The sequence below is a fragment of the Butyrivibrio sp. INlla21 genome, from assembly GCF_900116875.1.
Taxonomy (GTDB): Bacteria; Bacillota; Clostridia; order Lachnospirales; family Lachnospiraceae; genus Butyrivibrio.
This window is the reverse complement of the sequence record NZ_FPCC01000020.1, coordinates 33,964-57,087: the sequence shown is the minus strand read 5'-3', so window position 1 is coordinate 57,087 and position 23,124 is coordinate 33,964. Positions and strand designations below refer to the sequence as shown.

21 protein-coding genes and 1 pseudogene are annotated in these 23,124 nt (G+C 43.7%); 1 reads left to right on the top strand and 21 read right to left on the bottom strand.

Annotated elements, in window-relative coordinates; all coding sequences use genetic code 11:
- Positions 1-15: 15 nt before the first annotated feature.
- Positions 16-288: pseudogene (locus tag BM377_RS11680) on the top strand (transposase domain-containing protein); the annotation flags it as partial.
- Between the two features lie 388 nt (positions 289-676).
- On the opposite strand, the gene BM377_RS11675 reads toward BM377_RS11680, so the two are convergent.
- The 21 genes from BM377_RS11675 to rpsO all read right to left on the bottom strand — a co-directional run bounded on the left by BM377_RS11675 (position 677) and on the right by rpsO (position 23,019).
- On the bottom strand, positions 677-1,543 hold the full coding sequence (locus tag BM377_RS11675; protein ID WP_092248466.1) for an Abi family protein: 867 nt from the start codon (positions 1,541-1,543) through the stop codon (positions 677-679).
- Positions 1,544-1,661: 118 nt separating this feature from the next.
- On the bottom strand, positions 1,662-2,423 hold the full coding sequence (locus tag BM377_RS11670) for a metallophosphoesterase (protein ID WP_092248462.1): 762 nt from the start codon (positions 2,421-2,423) through the stop codon (positions 1,662-1,664).
- Between the two features lie 47 nt (positions 2,424-2,470).
- Positions 2,471-2,746, bottom strand: a complete 276-nt coding sequence (locus BM377_RS11665; RefSeq protein WP_092248459.1) for a helix-turn-helix domain-containing protein — start codon at positions 2,744-2,746, stop codon at positions 2,471-2,473.
- 524 nt (positions 2,747-3,270) lie between these two features.
- Positions 3,271-4,683 carry a 23S rRNA (uracil(1939)-C(5))-methyltransferase RlmD gene (gene rlmD / locus BM377_RS11660; RefSeq protein ID WP_092248454.1) on the bottom strand — a complete coding sequence of 471 codons (1,413 nt, stop codon included), beginning with the start codon at positions 4,681-4,683 and terminating at the stop codon, positions 3,271-3,273.
- 9 nt (positions 4,684-4,692) lie between these two features.
- On the bottom strand, positions 4,693-4,959 hold the full coding sequence (locus BM377_RS11655; RefSeq protein ID WP_092248451.1) for a DUF4366 domain-containing protein: 267 nt from the start codon (positions 4,957-4,959) through the stop codon (positions 4,693-4,695).
- Between the two features lie 51 nt (positions 4,960-5,010).
- Complete coding sequence (locus tag BM377_RS11650) at positions 5,011-7,527, bottom strand: ATP-dependent helicase (RefSeq protein WP_092248448.1); 2,517 nt, start codon at positions 7,525-7,527, stop codon at positions 5,011-5,013.
- Between the two features lie 52 nt (positions 7,528-7,579).
- Positions 7,580-8,239 carry a DUF1836 domain-containing protein gene (locus BM377_RS11645; RefSeq protein ID WP_092248446.1) on the bottom strand — a complete coding sequence of 220 codons (660 nt, stop codon included), beginning with the start codon at positions 8,237-8,239 and terminating at the stop codon, positions 7,580-7,582.
- A complete protein-coding gene (gene recN / locus BM377_RS11640; protein WP_092248444.1) occupies positions 8,236-9,915 on the bottom strand; it encodes a DNA repair protein RecN in 1,680 nt (559 codons plus the stop codon). Before recN ends, BM377_RS11645 begins: the two co-directional genes overlap by 4 nt.
- A 10-nt stretch (positions 9,916-9,925) precedes the next feature.
- The gene (locus BM377_RS11635) at positions 9,926-10,378 is read right to left on the bottom strand and encodes an arginine repressor (RefSeq protein ID WP_092248440.1); all 453 of its coding nucleotides are present in this window, start codon (positions 10,376-10,378) and stop codon (positions 9,926-9,928) included.
- Between the two features lie 34 nt (positions 10,379-10,412).
- Complete coding sequence (locus BM377_RS11630; protein ID WP_092248437.1) at positions 10,413-11,258, bottom strand: NAD(+)/NADH kinase; 846 nt, start codon at positions 11,256-11,258, stop codon at positions 10,413-10,415.
- A gap of 17 nt (positions 11,259-11,275) precedes the next feature.
- Positions 11,276-12,175 carry a TlyA family RNA methyltransferase gene (locus BM377_RS11625; RefSeq protein ID WP_092248434.1) on the bottom strand — a complete coding sequence of 300 codons (900 nt, stop codon included), beginning with the start codon at positions 12,173-12,175 and terminating at the stop codon, positions 11,276-11,278.
- Between the two features lie 3 nt (positions 12,176-12,178).
- Entirely contained in the window at positions 12,179-14,029 is a 1,851-nt protein-coding gene (gene dxs, locus BM377_RS11620) for a 1-deoxy-D-xylulose-5-phosphate synthase (RefSeq protein WP_092248431.1), read from the bottom strand.
- A 1-nt stretch (position 14,030) separates the two neighbouring features.
- Entirely contained in the window at positions 14,031-14,975 is a 945-nt protein-coding gene (locus BM377_RS11615; protein WP_092248428.1) for a polyprenyl synthetase family protein, read from the bottom strand.
- Between the two features lie 2 nt (positions 14,976-14,977).
- Positions 14,978-15,211, bottom strand: coding sequence for an exodeoxyribonuclease VII small subunit (gene xseB, locus BM377_RS11610; RefSeq protein WP_092248425.1), 234 nt, complete (start codon positions 15,209-15,211; stop codon positions 14,978-14,980).
- A 3-nt stretch (positions 15,212-15,214) separates the two neighbouring features.
- Positions 15,215-16,429, bottom strand: a complete 1,215-nt coding sequence (gene xseA / locus BM377_RS11605) for an exodeoxyribonuclease VII large subunit (protein ID WP_092248422.1) — start codon at positions 16,427-16,429, stop codon at positions 15,215-15,217.
- Positions 16,419-16,820 carry a transcription antitermination factor NusB gene (gene nusB, locus BM377_RS11600; RefSeq protein ID WP_092248472.1) on the bottom strand — a complete coding sequence of 134 codons (402 nt, stop codon included), beginning with the start codon at positions 16,818-16,820 and terminating at the stop codon, positions 16,419-16,421. The genes xseA and nusB overlap by 11 nt, the downstream gene beginning before the upstream one ends.
- 42 nt (positions 16,821-16,862) lie before the next feature.
- Positions 16,863-17,216, bottom strand: coding sequence for an Asp23/Gls24 family envelope stress response protein (locus BM377_RS11595; RefSeq protein WP_092248419.1), 354 nt, complete (start codon positions 17,214-17,216; stop codon positions 16,863-16,865).
- A gap of 68 nt (positions 17,217-17,284) precedes the next feature.
- Positions 17,285-18,706 carry a transglutaminase domain-containing protein gene (locus BM377_RS11590; RefSeq protein WP_092248416.1) on the bottom strand — a complete coding sequence of 474 codons (1,422 nt, stop codon included), beginning with the start codon at positions 18,704-18,706 and terminating at the stop codon, positions 17,285-17,287.
- A gap of 16 nt (positions 18,707-18,722) precedes the next feature.
- Entirely contained in the window at positions 18,723-20,327 is a 1,605-nt protein-coding gene (locus BM377_RS11585) for a peptide chain release factor 3 (RefSeq protein ID WP_092248413.1), read from the bottom strand.
- 150 nt (positions 20,328-20,477) lie between these two features.
- Positions 20,478-22,562 carry a polyribonucleotide nucleotidyltransferase gene (locus tag BM377_RS11580; protein ID WP_092248410.1) on the bottom strand — a complete coding sequence of 695 codons (2,085 nt, stop codon included), beginning with the start codon at positions 22,560-22,562 and terminating at the stop codon, positions 20,478-20,480.
- Between the two features lie 190 nt (positions 22,563-22,752).
- Positions 22,753-23,019, bottom strand: coding sequence for a 30S ribosomal protein S15 (rpsO, locus tag BM377_RS11575; protein ID WP_092248407.1), 267 nt, complete (start codon positions 23,017-23,019; stop codon positions 22,753-22,755).
- Positions 23,020-23,124 lie beyond the last annotated feature (105 nt).

Genomic DNA, 23,124 nt, shown 5'->3' with positions numbered 1-23,124 from the left:
ATATTCGCATAAGCTGCTGAACGAAGTATAAGACCGTTCACGATAGGCAGAAAGAACTGGGAGTTCATGAACACCATCAGAGGCGCGAAAGCCAGTGCTGTGATCTATTCAGTTGTTGAGACTGCAAGATTAAATAACCTCAGTTCCTATTACTACGTTGATCACCTCCTTACAGAACTTCCAAAGCTCCGTGATGAGAATGGAAATATAGATACGGCAAGTCTGGATCAGTTATTACCATGGTCCGAGACATTACCAGATAACTGCCGTAAACCACGCCGCAAATAAACCTGCGGCGTTTATTTTACAGATAGGCGGATTATTTGACGCTTACGTTCTATTTTTCATCGGTTTATCTCCTCAATAATTATTTGTATATTATATAAAGGTAACAAATCTCCTGTAATAATGCAAAAAATCCCCGGGAAATATTTTTTCCCGGGGATAATACATATTTTATGAGGGAGTTCCGCTCTCGCCCCAAAATACGGGGCTCGCCAGAACAACCGCGCCTGTAACACTCAGCCTTCGCTACCGCTCGTCTTCGTTAACAGAACGACGGTTTCGACGTGCGGTACTACTGCAGACAATTTAAACATACTGCGTAGATACTAGGCTTTGATATGTTCACCCCTTTTTACATAGTTTGGAGTGAAGGGGTTAAAAATAGCGTACATCATTTATACACCAGCATAGATTTCCATTTATATGGAAAATCAATATGCGCCTTCACTATGTCCGATTTATACTTCCTCATTAGTTTTGCCAACGTTTTTACAAATTCATCATTCCATCTTTTATGATCTGGATACATAAGTTTCAGCATATATAGCTGAGCAAATAATCTTCTTGTAGGTATATATTTTTCGCCTTGTGGCATCCTTGGTAACGCTGTAAATATCCAATAATACAATCTAGAATAATGAGCACATTTATTTCGTAAATCCGTAAGACACCTAAACCAACTATCAAGTACCTGATAATTCACACCATATGTATCTTGTGCAATAGTCGCTTTATCAATATTAGGTAGATCACGATAAAAATATGAAAGCATTCCAATAGAAAAATACTCAATCAATACCCATATTGGAAAATGACCACCATAATTATTCATATGGTGCTTAACAACAAGAGTACGCTGGTTTTCAGCTATACAGATTGATACACGTTGCAAAAAAGCATTATGATTATGTTTGCTATTGTAATTTGCACTATCTGTATACCCTTCTGCGTCATACTTCTGAGAATGGTAATACGAAATCTGAGATTTCAAGTATATCTCTATTTCATCTATTGTTCCCATTATCAGCTTTCTTAATTCTGAGTCAAAATGATATATATTCTCTAATTGCTCAAAGCTTGTACCATCATGAAATTTTTTATCTGTTTTTGAAATAAACGGAAGAAAATATCCCGAAAACCTATAATAGTTAACATGATTGAGAAAAGAAATAACATTGCCACTGTTCTGAATTTTAAGTCCCTTATTTCTTAATATCTCAACCTGCTCCTTATAAGTCTTAGACTTTTTAAGTTGCATAATAACCCCTAAAATAAAAATGTGCTCCCATTGGACACTTCAAAGAGAGGTGTGGGAGCTCCTGTTAGTTTTATTATAACAAAAGCTACTATTTTTTCAATACTTATCATGTCTTTGTCTATTCTTCATCCACTGTAACAGTACAAACCTTATACCCAAGTTTCCCAATTACCGGAACCTTTTCATATTTCCTAGTTTCAGTATCAATAATAATCATGGCTGATTCCCCGATTTGCCTTCCGTCACTATATGTTGAAAAAACATCTGTAGAAATGAATCCATTTTTCTCGTATATATTCTTTACTGGAGTATGACCTACTACTTGTAAATATGTTTCTCTCCTAAAAGCATCTATATCTTTATACTGCGGTCTATACCAAAGCGGTGACTCATCATTCCACAGGTATTTATCTGATGCATTGTTCACTGCCTCTAAAACTTCATCTATATCTGCAGCCAATAATTCAGGATTTAATCTGCTGACATACTCAGCTATTAATCCTCCATGCATAAACAGAACATTATCCATTCTATGTATGAACGCAATCTGAGATTGGTTCTGCAACCCATATTTTAGTTCATTCAGTTTTGCAATGACTGTTTTTTCAGCATAAGGCGAATACCCTGTTTCCAGCTTTCCCCAAGGATAACTCACATCATGATTTCCATAGCACCACAAAGTCTCAGGATATTCCTTAGCAAAAGAAATAGCCCTATCAAAAGTGTCTCGGTATTGATCTACACTGAGTTCCATTCCCCAATCGTCAGGTATGTCCATAAGGCACACTGCTTTATCAGCCTTTCCTTCCCTAAGAATTTCTGCGGCTCGGTCAAATAACCAAGCTTTAAGATGTACATCCGGAATTACAAGTACTTGCATTATTCAACACTCCCATTATTTATTGTCATTCTCACCGGTTTCATTTTTTATTTCTCCTGCATCTTCTTGAGTCTCTCGTAGTATGCCTTATATCTGTATGCAGTCCTGCGACTAATTTCACCCTTATCCACAATCTCCATTATTGTCATTCCATCTTCATATTGGATTACGAAGTTGTTATATGATTGCATCCAATGCTCATCATGCTTCTGTCTGCCTGCAAACTTTTTGCTCTTATAATATTTAAGTTCTTCTTTGAGCTTTGAATTTTCTTCCTCAAGCTCTGAGATTCTTTTTAAAGCATCATCAAGTGTTGTGATCATATCTCATCCCTCCTGTGCCAATAATCTCATGGCACAATTATATTATTGTGCCATGTTTGTGTCAATTTGATTTTGGCACTTGCATATCTTTATTCAGTTCTATTCATGTTGATAGATGTTCAAGTTATTCATAAGAAGCAATTCAAATTAGATAGAAAAAAGGCAGAGGAAAAAACTCTCTGCCTTTCATAACACACTATTCAAGCTGCATATAAATCACCATTGATTTGCGTAAAACTCCATAGTTTCAAACTTTTCTTTTGAATAAGTAGTTATATCAAATAGTGTTGTTGTTCCTGCTTTTACATCATCTACAAACATTGATTCTATATTAACTAGCACCTTCTATTTTTTTTCAACATTTTTGAAATCTCTCTTGTGCTTCTCTTTAACACATGTGAATTATATTAGGAAGTTCCGCGCTCGCCAATCGTGGACATCTATCGCATGGACCGTATATTAGCAAGGAAGTTCCGCGCTCGCGCAAAAAAACGCGCGAGCCGGAACAACAGTCGTCTCTAAACTCAAACTTCCTTAACAGTCGTTTTCGTTAAGAGAACGACTGTTTCAACATGGCTTGTCCAGGGGAATTGGTCGACGGCGACGGCGCGGGTCATGGCGTAGCCGTTTTCCTGGAGGATCTCGAGGTCGCGGGCAAGGCTTGTGGGCTTGCAGGAGACGTAGATCATGTAAGGAACGCCGTATCCGATGATCTTGGTGAGCGCCTTGGGATTTATGCCGTCCCTGGGGGGATCCAGGATGATCATGTCAGGCTTTTCTTCGATTTCATCAAGCACCTTAAGGACGTCGCCGGCGATGAACTCGCAGTTATCGAGGCCGTTAAGCTTAGCGTTGTCCTTGGCGGCTTCAACGGCTTCTTCGACAATCTCGACGCCGATGATCTTGTTGGCGACAGGCGCGAGGAGCTGCGCGATAGTGCCGGTTCCGGAATACAGATCGTAGATCACGCCGTCTTCTCTTATCTTCTTCTGATCAAAGAGGCTCCTGATATAGCCGCGGACGGTCTGATACAGAACCTCTGCGCTAAGGCTGTTGGTCTGGAAGAACGAGAACGGATTGATCTTGAAACGAAGTCCGAGCAAGTATTCAAAGAAATAGTCCTGTCCGAAGAGGATCTCTGTGCCTTCGTCGATCACGGCATCGGCAAGAGAATCGTTCTTGGTATGAAGAATGCCCACAATCCTGCCGTTGAGCGACAATGATAAAAGAGCATTCTTAAAGCCTGTAAGGTCGTGCTCTTCCTGAGTTGTCGTAACGAGGTCAACAAGTATCTCACCTGTCTTTACAGCTCTTCTCACAAGAAGATGGCGCAGATATCCTTCCTGCTTCATCCTGTGGTAAAAAGAGATTTCTTTTTCCTCATACAAAGGTGCAAAATAATCAAGCGTTGCAGAAAGGATTGCCTGATAATCGGAGTCAACAATTCTGCATCCGCTAACTGTCACAATGTCATAAAAGCTGCCCTTTTTGTGCATACCAAGAGCAAGGGGGCCTCCCATGACTTCATCGCCAAAGGTAAACTCCATCTTATTTCTGTATGCAAATTTAACGGGGCTTGTCTTGATGCCTTCCCATGTAAACTTAGTGGTCTGTCTGTCGATCGCAGGCTTAAGAAGACTTCTGACCTGCTGCTCTTTGAGACCGAGCTCTTTTACATAAGGCATTGTAAGATAACTACAGCCTCCGCATTTACCAAAATGAATGCAGGGGCTTTCGATAGAATCAGGTGCTTCCTCAAGGACTTCAACAAGTCTTCCTTCCGCTTTATCCTTGCGCACCTTCTGAATCTGGACTGATATCTTCTGATCGGGAAGAACGCCTTTAACGACGACCTTCCCTTCAGAAGTTTCCATTATTCCTTTATTAGGGAATTCCACCCTTTTTACTGTTCCTGTTATTATTTCTTTCTTCTTCACGCTGTCAACTTAACTTTCTCTAATGAAATCTTCGTCTTCAAAGTCATCCTCGAAGTCGTCGAAATCATCGTCATAAAAATCATCCTCGTATGCAGGTGTCATGTACTGATATACGAGATATGCAATGATAGCAACTGCTGATATGCAACCAAGAATCGCCAAAACCCAGAGGATTATGTTGGAAGGCTTCTTGGCATTTTCTGCATCTCTCTTATCAAGAAGTTCATTTAATCTAGTCATCTGTATTAAGTCGTCAATCTTGTTCTTTACTTCCATAGATAACCCCTTTCTTTTTGAAAACTATGATCAATATCAGTATACCACACTTTATACCTTCTGCAATTTGGCAAAAGCGGCATACATGACCTTCTGTCCGACTTCATCGAACATTACGGTAACCTTGTAGTCTCTTGGTCCTTCCTGAAGGTCCGTTACTGTTCCGATGCCGTATTTAACGTGGCTAACCTTGTCTCCTACTACATAATCGGGCTTTTGAGCCACCTGAGGCATGCCCTTGGAAAGTCCCGCAAGGCTTCCTCTTGCATGAGTCTTTGCAACACCTGCAATATAAGGCTTCTCGGACGGCACCGCCCTCGGAATCTTCTTCACGGGCTTGGGAGTAGCCTTGAGCTTGTAGGTATTTGCCAGTTCGGACCTCGCCCCGCCATTGGAGCCGGCGCCCGATCTAGATGAACCGCCGTAAGAACCGTATCCTGACACTCCACCGTGTGAACCACTTCCGCCGTACGCTCCGGAACCTGAGCCGTATCCGCTTGAAGACCTCGAACCTCCGCCGTACGCGCTGCTTCCGCTTCTTCCAAACGTATCCTCAACGCTCTCGTACTCATCGATCGTCTCGCCGTCATCGAATAAAAACGACGGTGAAGTCGATACATTTGATTCATCCAAAAGGTTCCTGGGAATCTCCGTTATGAACCTGCTGACCCTGTTATACTGAGTCTCACCGCGCACCATACGACGCCTTGCGGCAGTGAGGGTAAGATTTTTCTTGGCTCTTGTTATCGCAACATAAGCAAGACGCCTTTCCTCTTCGACGCCCTCGGGGTCCGAATCCTCGTTACCGAGTGTCATATATGAAGGGAAAACTCCCTCTTCCATTCCTGCGATATAAACGTGCTCAAACTCAAGTCCCTTGGCACTGTGTATGGTCATGAGAAGGACCTTTTCATTGTCCTCTCCGATCCTGTCTATATCCGATACGAGCGCAACCTCTTCAAGGAAGCCTGAAAGAGTGGGTTGCTCAATCTCTTCGTTTTCTTCATAAGCAGCGATCTTGGAAATAAGCTCATCAACGTTGGCGGCTCTGTCGTTACTCTCTTCATCGGTATCGTCATCAAGTGACCTAAGATACTCCATGTATCCCGTAACATCAAGGACATCCTTGAGGAGCTCTTCAAGAGAATAGCTCTTCATCTTGGTCCTGAACGCCCTGATCATCGTAACGAAATCAGTGAGCTTGGACGCGCTTCTGTTAACCGCAACGATCTGATCTGCCTCGCACATCGCATCGTAAAAGCTTATCTGTCTCTCATCGGCATAGCTCTGAACATGCTCTATTGTAGTAGCGCCGATACCGCGTCTTGGCACGTTGATGATTCTTTTAACCGCAACATCATCAAGACCGTTATCGATAGTCTTAAGATAAGCCAAAAGATCTTTTATCTCTTTTCTTGAATAGAAATTGGTTCCGCCTACGATATCGTAAGGGATTCCGTTTAAGACAAACTTCTCTTCAAGGAGTCGGGACTGCGCATTGGTTCTGTACAAAACAGCCGTCTCGCTGTAACGAAGCTTACCGTTTCTCATAAGCTTTCCGATGTCATCGGCAATAAAAGTAGCCTCGTCATACGCAGTGTCAAACTGCTTAAGGCGCACGATCTCGCCGTCTTTTTCATCCGTCCAAAGAGCCTTGTCTTTTCTTCCATAGTTATTTCTGATAACAGCGTTGGCCGCATCAAGAATCTGCTGCGTTGAGCGGTAGTTCTGCTCAAGCTTGATGACGGTCGCCTCTTGGTACACCTTTTCAAAATCAAGAATATTCCTGATATTGGCGCCTCTGAATCTGTAGATACTCTGGTCGTCGTCACCTACAACGCAAAGGTTTCTGTACTTATCGGCAAGAAGTCTTATAAGCTCGAACTGCGCATTGTTGGTATCCTGATACTCATCGACCATGATATATCTAAAGCGCTCCTGATAGTTATCAAGCACATCGGGATTGGACTTAAAAAGCTCAACGGTCTTAAAGATAAGATCGTCAAAATCCATCGCGTTGTTCTTTTTAAGAGCGAGCTGATATTCAGTATATGCCTTGGAAATCTTGAGTTTGATAAAATCATTCTGCGTACTTAATGCATACTCTTCGGGAGTTACCAGATTATCCTTACATCTCGAGATGCTTCCCATAATGCTGCGAAGCTTAAGCTGTGTGGTCTCCAGCTGATATTTTTTGCATATATCTTTCATAAGACTCTTGGAGTCGTCGGTATCGTAAATTGTAAAATTGGTGCCGTATCCGAGCCTGTCTGCGTATCTTCTAAGGATCTTTACGCAGCTTGAGTGGAAAGTCGAAACCCAGATACTCTCGGCGCCAAAGCCCACTATCTTGTCTACTCTCTCCCTCATCTCGCCGGCCGCCTTATTGGTGAACGTGATGGCCATGATGTTCCATGGATTAACTCCGCACTCATCAATAAGATAAGCGATCCTGTGCGTAAGAACCCTTGTCTTTCCCGAGCCTGCTCCCGCAAGTATCAGAACCGGTCCTTCCGTCTGCAGTACCGCCTTTTTTTGCTGCGAATTAAGTGTATCGTATATTCCCATTTATATTATGTTTCCTTGCTTCTTAATTTCTTTTAATACTAAACATCGGAGCCTATTTGCTCTTCTTATCTTTCGCGGGCTTTTCTTTTTTCTTGTCCTTAGCCGCATCATCCCCGGCGCCCGTGATATTGTCGAGGATCTTCTCTATGAGGAGCTTTTTGACATAAACATCGTAGGATAAAAGAGTGATAAAAGAAAACATCTGCATCTTCTTTTTCTCTTCATCCGAAAGATTGTCATCCTCAAATGTCGTAAGCGACTTCTCGTACTTCTTCTTAAGATCGTCGATACAAGGCTCAAGCTCCTCTTTTTGAAGCTCATACGCAAGCTCATAGATCTTGCTTAAGTTAAGCTCGTCGTCGCTGTGATGGAACCTGTTCTTTAAAGGCTCAAGCAGAGTCTGAATGTCATTTATCGACAGGATATTTTTAAGGTAAAAGATAAAGATGAGGAGTATAAGGTGATCCTTGGAATACTTCTTCCTTACGGGAGGAGGTAAAAGATCGTTCTTGGCATAGTTGTTGATCATCGTCTTCGTAAGGATCTTGTCTTCGCCCGGATGACGAGTTGCCTTCTTGAGCCTCTCATCCATGAACGTCGTAAGCTGATCCATATAAAGATCGATGTTCGGAATGTCCTCGAGCTTTATCGCATCTATCCTTCCAAGTGACGCCATTATGCTGTTTATAAGATCGTCATTGTCAATTGTCATCTCTTTGCCTTTTCTATAAGTTCTCGTGCGTTTGTAAGTGAAGCCTCGGTGATCTCTTCGCCGCCAAGGAGTCTGGCTATTTCTCTCTCCGACTGCTCACCGTCAAGCTTATAAATACTTGTAACGGTTCTTCCGTCAGAAAGACCTTTCTCGATCATGTAATGAGAATCGGCCATCGCCGCGATCTGCGCAAGATGCGTAATGCAAATGATCTGGTGATCACAAGACAGCTCGCCGAGCTTACCTGCGACCATCCACGCCGTCTTTCCGCTGATACCCGCATCAATCTCATCAAAGATAAGCGTGCTGATATCGTCCTTGTCTGCAACAACAGTCTTAAGCGCAAGCATAATTCTTGAAAGCTCACCGCCGCTTGCGATATCATCAAGTGCCCTAAGACTCTCGCCGGGGTTCGTTGATATCATGAATCTCACATCATCACAGCCCCTGCTCGATATCATATTCTCATCATAATCTATCTGAATCTCAAACTTAACATCAAGGAAATTAAGATCTATAAGCGCAGCAATTAGCTTCTTCTCAAGCTCTTTTGCCGACTCTTTTCTTATATCCGATATCTTCTTGCAAAGCTCTGTAACCTGCTTTTTTCTCTCTTCCAGATTCTTCTTAAGAGCAGCTCTGTGCGCATCAAGGTCGTTTAGCGCATCAAGCTTTTCCGTCTTCTCATCAAGGTATTTAAGCACTGCTTCCAAGCTTCCGCCGTACTTATCCTTAAGGTGATTCAGTATATTAAGCCTGTCCTCGCAGGTCTTAAACTTCTCATCGTCAAACTCAAGTCCCGAGATATACGCAGAAAGACTGCGATTAAAATCAGTCAAAAGATTCTCAACATCGGAAATCTGTGACACGACGTCCTCAAGCTCATCGTCATATGAAGCAACCGATGAAAGCTCTCTGACCGCCCTGCTCACGAGGTCTGCCGCGCTGTCCTCCGATTCTCCTGAGCCCGTCATAGCCAAAGCCATGTTGGCTGCACCCGAAATCTTCTGGGCATTTACCATCTTGCGATAGCTTCCCTCAAGCTCGTCATCCTCTCCGAGAACGACCTCCGCATCCGTAATCTCTTTTATCTCATATTCCAAAAGCTCCTGTTCCCTAAGCCTTGAAGCCTCGTCTATATCCGTATTTTCAAGCTCTTCCTCGAGCTTTTTCATATCCGCATACTTTTCTTTTAACTCGGTAAAAAGAGCCTGTGTCTTGTCCGCACAGTAATCGTCGAGAATCTCAAGATGCTTCTTTTTCTTAAGAAGCTCCTGATTGTCGTTCTGTCCGTGAATATTGATAAAGGCATTTGCAATCTCTTTGAGCTGCCTTGCCGTAACCGTTTCTCCGCAAACCTTGGAAATGCTTCTTCCCTGCATTATCTTTCTCTGAATGACGATCGTCTCATCATCTTCAACAGGAATATCCATCTCTTTTAAAACATTTCTCTGAACATCGCTTTCGATCCCGAAAACAAGCTCGACAAGCGCCGACTCTTCTCCGGTCCTTATAAGAGAAGCATCCGCCTTGGCTCCGAGCGCAAGATTAACAGAGCCCAAAACCACTGATTTACCTGCACCGGTCTCACCTGTAAGTATATTAAGCCCCTTCGAAAACTCTATCTCCTGCTCTTTTATTAGAGCCAGATTTTTAACGTGTAAACTATATAGCATATTTCCCCACTTATTCTTGCATCATGTCATGTAATGTATCCATGACCTTCTGAGCCTCTTCATTGGTCTTTATCGCGATCATAATGGTGTCATCGCCTGCGATACATCCAACGATCTCTTTGAACTTGAGCGCATCGATCGCTGTCGCGAGAGCCATCGCCATACCCGATACGGTCTTGATAACGAGAATATTCTGCGCAACATCCATGCTGACAAAGCCTGCCTTGAGGACGCTTACGTACTTCTCCTGCATAGCACTCGAATCGGCTGTTGTATAAACGTACTTCTGTCTTCCGTCCTCGGTAACCTGCTTGGTAAGCTTCATCTTTCTTATATCTCTTGAAATGGTCGCCTGAGTAACGTCAAAGCCCGCCTGTCTTAAATACATGGCAAGCTGATCCTGAGTCTCTACAACGTGTGATGCGATGATCTCGATGATCTTATCATGTCTTTTATTCTTCATTTTCGGATTATCCTTTCCGCCAAAAGAGCTGTCGTCACATACTGAATTTCTTACTTAGAACTTCCAAAAAGCTAACTCTGTTGAGTTTTAATATCTTGGTAGTCTTCTTGGATTTCCTGATATCTATCCTGTCACCGACTTTCATGTCGATGATACCGCCGCCGTCATACGCAGCGACCACCTTGCTGTTCCTATTCTTAAAGCTGTCCGTCAGCTCGATGGATACTTTCGCATCTGCAGGAAGCACCATGCTTCTTGAATTGAGCGTATGCGGACATATGGGTGTGAGCAGGATCATATTCGCTGACGGCTCAACAATCGGGCCGCCGGCAGACATGTTATAGCCGGTAGATCCCGTCGGAGTTGAAATAATGATTCCGTCTGCGTGATACTCACACAAAAGAAGATCGTTAATATAGATATTATAATTAATAGCCTGAATCGTAGATGCTCTGGTTATTACGATATCGTTCAGCGCATAATCCTTCTTACCGTTTATGCTGCCGTGAAGCATCATTCTGTCTTCTGTCTCGTACTCTCCCGACAGAAGCTTTACAAGTGCTTCATCGATACCGCTCTTTTCAACCTCGGCAAGATATCCCATAGTTCCTAAGTTAACACCGATTATGGGAATATCAAGAAAAGCAAGACTCCTTGCGGCTTCAAGCATTGTGCCGTCACCGCCTAAGACTATGCAGCAATCGGAATCCTCGGGAATGGAACTCATAAAGTCCCTTCCTATCGTACCTTCCGACGGTCGTCCCGTAGTCTCCGCAATAGTACAGGTTTTGCCGTGACCTTCAAGATATTTAATGATATAACCTGTAATCTCAAGGTTTTTATCCTTAGTTTTATTTGTGACTATACAAAACTTTTCCATGGCTCCCCCACAATAGCTTAATCCAAATTGCCGTGTGCCTTGTCTACGGTTTCTTTAATAAGCTTCTCCATATCACTTTCATGAGAATAACCGCTGCCGTTTTCTACCGTTTCCCTTAATATCTTTTCGCCATCGGCTTCCGACAGCTGCGAAACCTTCTCGTTGTACTCGGGATTCTTCTCAATATGTACGAGGTACTCGATATTTCCCTCAGGTCCCTTTATAGGAGAAAAATCAAGATGAAGAACGTCAAAGCCCGCGATGTGAACAAAATCAATTATCCTGTGCACAACCTCTTCATGAACCTTGGGATCTCTGACTACACCTTTTTTCCCAACCTTATCCTTGCCCGCTTCAAACTGAGGCTTAATAAGACATACCATCTGTGCGTTGTCCTTAAGAAGTCTCCTTGCGGGAAGAAGTATCTTGGTAAGTGAGATAAAAGAAACATCGCAGGATGCAAAATCCAGATCGTCATCAATATCATCTCTTACCATATATCTGAAATTGGTCTTTTCCATGCAGACAACTCTGTCATCGCTTCTAAGCTTCCAATCAAGCTGTCCGTGTCCCACATCGACGGAATAGACCTTTGAAGCCTTGTTCTGCAGCATGCAGTCGGTAAAGCCTCCTGTGGAAGCTCCGATATCCATGCACACTTTCCCTTCGAGAGAAAAGCCGAAATTGTTTACAGCCTTTTCAAGCTTAAGTCCGCCTCTGCTCACATAAGGAAGCGTATCGCCCCTTACTTCCAAAGATGTTATCTTGGCTTCTTCAAAAGTGGTTCCGGGTTTATCTTCTCTCTGTCCGTTTACAAAAACATCTCCCGCCATTATGAGAGTCTTGGCCTTTTCTCTTGAAGGAGCCAATCCTCTGTTTACAAGTAGGACATCAAGCCTTTCTTTATCCTTTGCCATAAATTATCTGTGTATCTCCTGCATTATTCTCTCAGCAATGGACTGTGCATCTATTCTGAGCTCCTTGCGGAGTCTGTCTACGCTTCCGTGAGTTACAAACTGATCGGGGATCGCAATATTAAGAACTCCGACATCAAGCCTGTTTTCGTCAACGTAGTCGCGAACCTTCTCTCCGTAGCCGCCGCTCAAGACATTCTCTTCCATTGTTACAAGAAGTCTGTGCGATGCGGACGCAGTATGAATATAATCGGTGTCTATCGGCTTTACAAATCTCGCATTTATAAGCGAGCAGTTAAGTCCGTTATTCTTAAGTATCTCTCTGACCTCTTCACCTATCTTGACCATACATCCGACGGCAAGAAGACAGATATCTTTCTCCTCATAGATAGGCTCACATTTGCCCATCTCGATAGGCGCGCGGAATTCCTTAAGGCCGTCGTACGCATTGCCCCTTGGATATCTTACGGCAGTAGGTCCGTCAAAGTTGACCGCATATTTAAGCATATCCGAAAGCTCCCATTTATTTTTGGGCGCCATTATATGCATGTTTGGCATTGATGATAAAAACGATACATCAAATATTCCCTGATGCGTCTCTCCGTCGCTTCCTACAAGGCCTGCTCTGTCGATTGCAAATACGACAGGAAGATTCTGAAGACAAACATCCTCAAGGATCTGATCATATGCCCTTTGAAGGAATGATGAATATACGGCAAACACCGGTCTGTATCCGCCTGCAGCCATTCCCGCGGCAAAAGAAACAGCGTGTTCCTCCGCTATTCCCGCATCAATAAATCTATCGGGATAAATATTTCTGAATCTCTTAAGTCCCGTTCCGTCAGCCATCGCAGCCGTGATCGCAACGACCTTGTCATCTCTTGCTCCGAGCTTGCACATAACGGTACTGAAGATATCCTGATAATTGGAAGTTGTTCTCGGGTTCCTGGGAAGTCCGTTCTCTACGATAAAAGGTTCCGTTCCGTGGAATCTTGCAGGGTGCCTTTCCGCAGGCTCATAGCCCTTACCCTTCTTGGTCATTACATGTATCATAACGGCCTTTTTGACTTTTCTGGCCTCTTTAATAGTCTTTTCAAGGCTCACCGTATCATGACCGTCAACAGGTCCGAGGTAAGTGATACCGAGGTTCTCAAATACCATCCCGGGGATAAAGAGCTGTTTAAAAGAGTTCTTGGCTCTTCTGATGCTCTCAACAACCTTGTGGTTATTTCCGACCTGGGCAAAAACGTCCTCTTTAAGAGTAAGATATCCCTGTGCGGTACGAACGTTGTTGAGGTACTTTCTCATACCTCCGACACTCTCCGAGATGGACATCTCATTATCATTTAAGATAATGATGAAATTGGTATCAAGCTTGGAAGCGTTGTTGAGCGCTTCGTAAGCAAGACCGCCCGTAAGAGAACCGTCACCTATAACGGATACAACAGCATAGTCGTCTCCGGCAAGATCTCTGGCCTTTACCATACCAAGTCCCGCTGAGATAGAATTGGAGCTGTGTCCCGTATCAAAACAGTCAGTGTCTGACTCGCATCTTTTTGGAAAGCCCGAAAGGCCGCCAAACTGACGAAGTGTATCGAACTTATCTTTTCTTCCGGTAAGGATCTTATGTGTATATGCCTGGTGTCCAACGTCCCATATGATCTTATCTTTGGGAAGGTTAAGTGCAAGGTGAAGAGCCATTGTAAGCTCAACGGCACCCAGATTGGACGCAAGATGACCTCCTGTCACAGATATCTTATCTATGAGGAATTCTCTTATCTCCTGCGCAAGAATATGATATTTTGACTGGGGTATCTTCTTTATATCACCCGTATCTTTAATCTGATCTAGTAACATGTCATTTCCTTCTGTATATCAAGTATTGGAAAAGCTTATCCAAAAACGAATCTTTAAATCCAAGCTCTTTTAATATATCCGAAGCTTCATCCGAAAGCTCTTTTACCTTATCTTTAGCAGCTTCCATGCCATAGAGACTGACATATGTCGTCTTCTGATTCTTCTCATCTGAACCGATCGGCTTGCCCAGCTCTTCGAGGTTTCCTACGATATCAAGAATATCATCCTGAATCTGGAATGCAACTCCGACGTTGTTTCCTGCCTTCTCAATGGCCTTAACCTGAGATGCACTCGCACCTCCGAGAATCGCGCCTATCATAAGACTGCTCTCGATTAGAGCTCCCGTCTTGTTGTCATCAATATAGCGAAGGAGCGTAGAGAGCTCGTCCTTGTCCGTGATATCGGTGTTCTCAGCCATGATATCCGCGCACTGTCCGCCTACCATTCCGTAGATTCCGGCCTTGGTTGAAAGGACCTTAAGCGCCGCAAGGTACCTGCTCTTAGTCTCACCGTCATATTCGGAAAGCTCTGCCCCAAGCGCCGCACCTGAAATCGCGGTCTCATATGCAAGATTAAGAAGTCCGTCACCCGCAAGCGTCGCCATTCCCGCGCCGTATACAGCGTGTGTCGTCTTTCTTCCTCTTCTGTACTCATCGTTGTCCATAGCCGGAAGATCGTCGTGAACCAGTGAATACGTATGGATCATCTCCATAGCCGTCATAAACGGATGAATAACCGCGTCATCAGCGGAATCACCCGCAAAAAGCCTATATGTTTCCAGCATCATCATGGGTCTAAGTCTCTTGCCGCCCGCCATAAGGCTGTAATTCATAGCCTCGATAACGGTCTTTGCATAGCCTTCCTCCTTGGGAAGCCCGGACTTAAGAACACCCTCTATATATTCCACTCTCTGTTTAAGTTCTGCCTCAAAACCTGTATCGCCCATAATTATTCAAAATCCTCCAGACTGCCGTCCTCGGCAATCTTCTGAACTTTTTGTTCCACTTGTTCTATCATATCATGACAGCTCTTTAAAAGCTTCATTCCCTCCTGATACTCTTTAAAAGAATCTTCTAAGGAAATATCATCGCTCTCAAGAGCCTCTATTTTTTCTTCTATCTTGGCAAAAGCCTCTTCAACTGAGAGCTTCTGCTTTTCTTCTTTTTCCTTCTTGGTCGCCATATCTTACTCCCATTTTTCTTTGGACGTATCGTCAACTATGGTACTGATAATACCGTCGCTTACATATACAGACAGTTCGTCGCCTTTCTTGATACCTTTTATGCTGCGGATGTTCTTGCACTTTTTGTCGGCAACGTAAGAATATCCTCCAAGGAGTCTGTCCAAAGGTGAAAGACCTTTAAGCCTCTCGGTATCTATCATAAATCTGTGTCTTGTAGCCTGTAGCTTGTTCTTCATAAGATTGGAAAGAGCATCCTCGTACTGATCCATTCTAAGGAGCCTGTCCTTTATCTTGCCCATAGGGCTTAAAAGTCTCAGCGACTTGGCATATCCGTCACAAAGGAGCTTAGCCGCATGTAGCTTTCTGTCGATGCCTTTATGCAGAGTATAAGAATAATCTTCAAGATCCTGAATAAATCTGTCGTATTCATATACTGCAAGCTCCGCAGCCGCAGAAGGCGTAGGTGCTCTTCTGTCCGCTACATAATCCGCGATCGTTATATCGGTTTCATGTCCAACTGCTGAAATGATCGGAACGGGGCAGTCAAAAATGGCCTGAGCCACTATTTCTTCATTGAAAGCCCATAAATCTTCTATAGAACCTCCGCCACGTCCGACTATGATAACGTCTACGTCAGTACCGGACAAAGTCTGTATTCCTTTGACAATACTCTCGGCAGCCCGGTCACCCTGAACTATGGCAGGATAAAGAATTATCTGAATATGTGGATTTCTGCGGGTCGAAACATTGATTATATCCCGCACGGCCGCGCCCGTGGGAGCGGTAACTATGCCAAGAGTCTTTATGTAAGGAGGAATGGGTTGCTTATATTCTTGGGCAAACATTCCCGATTCCGCCAGCTTTTTCTTTAACTCTTCAAACTTTTCAAAAAGAGCTCCCTCACCGTCAAGCTCTATCTTCCTTGCATATAGCTGATATTTACCGTCTCTCTCATATACATCGACGGTACCGGATGCCTTGACCTGCTGGCCTTCCTTCATATCAAATCTAAGGCCGCCCTTATCGCGGTCGCCCCTAAACATGACGCAAGAAATAGCACCACCCCGATCCTTTAACGTAAAATAAATGTGTCCGGAAGAGTGGTACTTACAATTACTTACTTCTCCCTTGATCGTTATCGATTTAAGGAGAAAGTCCTGAGTAAACATATTCTTAATGTAGGAATTAACCTGTGTGACTGTATACTCACTCCGCAAATTTAGCTAACACTCCGTTTACAAAGGCAGGTGAACCGTCTTGTCCGAATTTCTTGGCAAGTTCAACTGCCTCGTTGATGGCAACTCCTGTCGGAACCGTCTCGTCATACTGTATCTCATATACGGCAAGTCTGATGATCGTAAGATCGACCTTGGCCATACGTGCAGTATCCCAACCCTTGGTCTTGTCATTGATAGCCTTGTCGATATCATCAAGTTTCTCGGCTATCTTCTCATATTTATCTCTGATGTAGTCAGCATCCGCGGTTGAAAAATCATTATCTACCGCTGAGGTAAAAAGCTCCTCCTGCTCCGGCATCTCTTCTTTTGAATTGAATTCAACACGAAAGAGCAGCTTGAAAACCTGCTCTCTCAATAAGCTTCTGTTCATCATATTTTCCCTACTTCTGTTTCTATTCGCCTTAGCTGCTATTTATGCCTTAGGCATTGTAATGCCTGCGATCCTGATGTTAACATCAGTAACCTCAAGGCCTGTCATGTTCTCAACGGCTGTCTTAACTCTTGTCTGGGCCTGCTGGCAGGTTGCGGGAATGTTATAGCCGTAAGCCATCATAAGAGCCAGATCAACTTTGACCTCAGCCTGTCCGACAAGTACCTTTGCGCCCTTTGCAAGATTCTTGCGACTTACCTTTTCAAGAACATCGCTTGTATAATTACCGGCCATTGCAGATACTCCGTCGACTTCGAGAGCTGCAAGAGCTGCTATTCTTGCCACTACGTCGTCCGCAATCTTAACCGATCCAACCTCTGCAATTTCTTTTCCCATATTATTCACCTCTGTATGTATAAAATCTTATTCAAGTATATCATAATTCTAAGCTTGATAATACATGATCACAGCCAAAAGATAATGGTCCCGGAATCCTCAAATACCGTGTATGACACCGTATTTTTCTCGCTGTCCATATAATCAAACACTTTACTGTCATCTATAAGCTGCTTTTTAAGCGAATCAAATACCTGCCTATCCGCACACTTGATGGTGACATTGTCACTTCCGTCCTTGTATCTTCTGTCAAAAAGATCTTTCACAAGAGAGATATCATCCGTCTTGAAATACTCATCTTCTCTGACATAGTAATTATCTTCGAGACTGTTACATTCAGGCATGCGTATGATATCGGAAAGTGTATGAGTCTGCATGATATCTTTGGTGGTTACGCAAAGATAGTCATAATTGATCTCAAGCATCTTGCTGTCATTAACAAGGCTTGATCCCGAACCCACCTGATAGGATGAATCACCCCATGTGGTATCTACATAGTAATATTTATCATTGGATTTTACCAGGTTCCATGCATGCTTGCCACGCTCATTATTCATGGTACGTACCGTACCTTCAGCAAAAATGCATTCTATGCCAAGCTTTTCAAGAAGATACTGTGTTGCCTTGGCATAACCGTTACATACACTTTTTCCTGTGATAAATACCGAGCAGATATTCTGATTGTCGGGAGCTCCCGATACATACTCGGTATGCTCTATTATGTAATCATAAACATACTTGATCGCATAGTAATCATCATCCGATGAGGGGGCATTGGCAAGACATTCATTTACATATTCGTTAATCTTGCTCTTACGGCTCTCAACCTCTGCCTTTTCATAGATATAATCTCCCTGGAAGGTCACTTTTTTGACCTCATTCGCAATTGAATGCTTGGTGAACTTATATCCGTTTACCCAGAAAATCTCCGGATGATCGTTCATTACATATGAAAAAACAAGTTCAATGGCATCATCGTTAATAACAGATGAAAGAGCTATGTTTTCCGCCTCATTGTTGAGGATTGTAAGCACTTCAACATAAATGGTCTTACCTGCTTCTGTAAGCCTGTCGTAATAATACTTGCCGGCCTGCTCTTTTTTCATCTTGGCGATGTTCTCGTCAGTTAATCCGATGGCAAGCCTGGCTTCCTTCATTTCCTTTTCTTCGGCGCCGGTAAGCTTTTTATATAAAGTCTCTATGCCTGATTCTGTGTACTTCTCAACATGTTTGGATGCACCCTCTGCGGGAGCAACAACATCGTCTTTTTCCACTACATGATAAGATGCTTCTTCCGTGCTATCACTTGAAGTTACATAGGAATCCACACCTGAAACTCCGACAGAAGCCTCATTTGAAGTATCGTTGTACTCAGGATCTTTTAACCCAAGCGTCTCCAGATAATTATCAAGCCCCTTTGAAGAACAACCTGTCAGCGCTATCAATGTAAGCGTCATTATAAGCGCGATTTTTCTCTTTCCTTTGATCATAACCCTTTACCTTATCTTAGTTCTTTTTAAACTCTGAGAGAATAAGCCCCTTATTTCTCTCCATTGTCATACCCACACTCCACTCGTTAATAAACAAAAGAAGTGGTCTGTCATGCATATCTTTGATCTTTTTCATATCAGAAGTTCCGACAAGTGAAGCCATATCAACGTCTTCGTTATCAACCCATCTGATATATTCGTAAGGAAGATTCTCCAATATAATATCTACATTGTACTCGTTCTGTAGTCTAAACTTCAAGACATCAAACTGCAGTACACCTACAACGCCAACGATGATCTCCTCAAGTCCGGTATTGTACTCCTGGAATATCTGAATGGCACCTTCCTGCGCAATCTGTGTGATACCCTTTACAAACTGCTTACGCTTCATGGTATCTACCTGACGTACTCTCGCAAAGTGCTCGGGTGCGAATGTAGGTATTCCCTCATATACAACATTGTCCTTGGGCATGCAGACGGTATCTCCGATCGCAAAAATACCGGGATCGAATACACCCATTATATCACCTGCGTAAGCCTCACTTAAGATCTTACGCTCATCGGCCATAAGCTGCTGAGGCTGTGAAAGTCTCATTACTTTGCCGCTCTGAACATGCTTAACTTCCTTATCGGCATCATATCTTCCGGAACAGATTCTCATAAACGCAACTCTGTCTCTGTGAGCCTTGTTCATGTTGGCCTGAATCTTGAATACAAATGCCGTGAAATCTCTCTCAAGAGGATCGACCTTCTCACCGTCGGCCGATGTTCTTCCTGTGGGAGGAGTCGCCATCTTAAGGAAATGGTGAAGGAAAAGCTCAACACCAAAGTTCTGAAGAGCAGATCCGAAGAATACAGGTGTAAGTTCACCCGCACGAACCTTATCAAGGTCGTACTCAGCTCCTGCTCCGTCAAGAAGCTCTATCTCGCCCTGAAGCTTTTCATATGCTTCTGCGCCGATCTCGCTGTCTATAGCTGCTTTATCGTCGAGGGTTATAAAAGTTTCTTTTCCCTCTTTGGTTCCCTTCTGAGTCTCTGAGAAAGTAACGATATGTCCTTCTCTTCTGTCGTAGATACCCTTGAAGTTCTTACCTGAACCGATAGGCCAGTTCATAGGGCATGTGGCGATACCAAGGTTATTCTCGATATCATCAAGAAGATCGAATGTATCCATTGCATCTCTATCCAGCTTGTTGATAAAGGTAAATATCGGAATATGGCTCATTGCGCAGACTTTGAAAAGCTTTCTTGTCTGTGCCTCAACGCCCTTACTTGCGTCAATTACCATGACAGCAGAATCCGCAGCCATAAGTGTTCTGTAGGTATCCTCAGAGAAATCCTGGTGACCCGGAGTATCAAGAATATTGATGCAGCAATCCTCATAGTTAAACTGAAGAACCGAAGAAGTAACGGAAATACCACGCTGCTTCTCAATCTCCATCCAGTCGGATACCGCATGTCTTGCCGTAGCCTTACCTTTAACGCTTCCCGCCATATTGATCGCTCCTCCGTAGAGAAGGAACTTCTCGGTAAGTGTTGTCTTACCTGCATCGGGGTGGGAAATGATGGCGAAGGTTCGCCTCTTATTTATCTCGTTTATTGTCTCTTTTGTGTTACTCATTTTATTGTCCTTAACTAAGTATGAGGCCGGTATGCAAAAACACGCCGGCCCCTTTATTTTTAAAATTATATACAAGGAAGTTCTGCTCTCGCACTTCGTGCTCGCCAGAACTAAGTAGTACACCAGACTCGAAAAAACCTCGTCAGGTGATTACTTAGCGTCCTTGATAGAGAAGCTGATTCTGCCCATCTTGTCCTTGCCAAGGCATACAACCTTAACTGTATCGCCAAGTGTAAGAACGTCCTCTACGCGATCGATTCTCTCCTTGGAGATCTTGCTGATGTGAACCATTCCCTCTTTACCGGGAGCGAACTCAACGAATGCACCGAACTCCTTGATGCTTACAACCTTACCTGTGAAAGTCTGACCCTTCTCAAAGTCTGTAACGATGATGTTTACCATGTCTACAGCCTTCTGGAGCATCTCCTGATCCTCGCCGCAAACTGAAACCTTACCGTCATCTGTGATATCGATCTTAACGCCTGTACGAGCGATGATCTCGTTGATTGTCTTACCTCTCTGACCAACAACGTCACCGATCTTCTCGGGATCGATCTGAACAGATACGATCTTGGGAGCGTACTGGTTAACTTCCTTACGAGGCTCTGCAATTGCCTTGCTCATGCACTCGTCCATGATGAAGAATCTAGCCTCACGGCACTGCTCGATAGCTGTCTCAACGATAGGCTTTGTAAGACCGTGGATCTTAATATCCATCTGGATAGCTGTGATACCGTCTTTTGTTCCTGTTACCTTGAAGTCCATGTCTCCGAAGAAGTCCTCAAGGCCCTGGATATCTGTAAGAACGATGAAATCATCGTCTGTATCGCCTGTTACAAGACCGCAGCTGATACCTGCAACCATCTTCTTGATGGGAACACCTGCAGCCATAAGTGACATACATGATGCGCATGTTGAAGCCATTGATGTTGATCCGTTAGACTCAAATGTCTCTGATACGCAACGGATAGCATAAGGGAACTCCTCAACGCTGGGAAGTACAGGAAGAAGTGCTCTCTCAGCGAGTGCTCCGTGACCGATCTCACGACGTCCGGGACCTCTTGAAACCTTGGTCTCACCTACTGAATATGCAGGGAAGTTGTAGTGATGTACATATCTCTTGTCCTGAGCGAAAGCATCCATTCCCTCAACCTTCTGAGCCTCTGAAAGAGGTGCAAGAGTTGTAACGTCACAGATCTGTGTCTGTCCACGAGTGAACATAGCACTTCCATGTACTCTGGGAATAAGATCAACTTCTGCTGAAAGAGGTCTGATCTGCTTGATATCACGTCCGTCAGGTCTCTTGTGATCTTTGAGGATCATCTTACGAACTGTCTTCTTCTCATACTGATATATAGCTTCACCGAGAATTGCGAGCCACTCTTCGTTCTCTGCAAATTTCTCTGTGAGTCTGTCTGTGATCTCTGCGATATTGTTCTCTCTTGTCTGCTTGTCATCTGTGAAGACCGCCTTCTCCATCTCTTCCGGAGGAACAACTTCCTTGATGGCTGCAAAGAGCTCTTCGGGAACTGCGCAGCTTGTGTACTCGTGCTTAGCCTTACCAACCTCAGCTACGATACCCTTGAAGAACTCTATGATCTGAAGGTTAACTTCGTGAGCCTTGTAGATGGCTTCCTTCATCTTCTCCTCGGGAACCTCGTTGGCACCTGCCTCGATCATGATAACCTTCTGTCCTACAGATGCAACTGTAAGCTTGAGGTCACCTGTGTTCCACTGCTCCTGAGTAGGGTTAACGATGAGCTCACCGTCGATCATACCCATCTGTGTCATAGCGCAAGGGCCGTCAAAAGGAATATCTGAGATTGAAACAGATACTGAAGCACCAAGCATAGCAACGAGCTCGGGACGGCACTGAGGATCAACTGCCATTACCATAGTCTCGATAGTTACGTCATTTCTGTAATCCTTGGGGAAAAGAGGACGCATAGGTCTGTCGATAACGCGGCTTGTAAGAATCGCGTTCTCAGAGGGCTTACCCTCTCTCTTGTTATATCCGCCGGGGAACTTGCCCACTGCGTAGAACTTCTCGCTGTACTCAACGCTGAGCGGGAAGAAATCAATTCCGTCTCTGGGTTTTGCTGAAGCAGTTGCTGTACAAAGAACCGTTGTATCACCATACTGCATGAATGCACATCCGTTAGCCTGTTTTCCGACCTTGCCGATCTCAACCTTAAGAGTACGTCCGGCAAGTTCCATTGTGTAAGTCTTTACCATATTATTCATCCTTTCATCATATAAACTTATATGATATACAGTCTTCAAGGTTATAGCAAAAGGCGTGCCGCCTGTTCACCACGCACTTTGCTACAACTTTGAATCCGCATATCATATAGAAACCTTTAGAAAAAAAGTAAAGACGGAATAGACTGACTTTAGTCAGCCTCATCCCGCCTTTTTAATCAGATTACTTTCTAAGACCAAGGTCTGCGATAAGCTTACGATAAGCTTCGATATCCTTATTCTTAAGGTATCCGAGAAGTCTACGTCTCTGACCTACGAGCTTAAGAAGACCTCTTCTTGAGTGGTTGTCCTTAGGGTTCTGCTGAAGGTGAGCATTGAGCTCCTGAATTCTCTCAGTAAGGATAGCTACCTGAACCTCCGGTGAACCTGTATCTCCGGCCTTTCTTGCAAACTTGCTGATAACTTCTGACTTTTTCTCTTTTGAAATCATTTCTTTCTCCTTATAAAAACTATAAAACTTGAATCCGCCAATTACCGAGAACGGGTTGGAGTATCCGCATCCTTCAGTAACGGTAGTTCTGTAACAGTTGTCAGT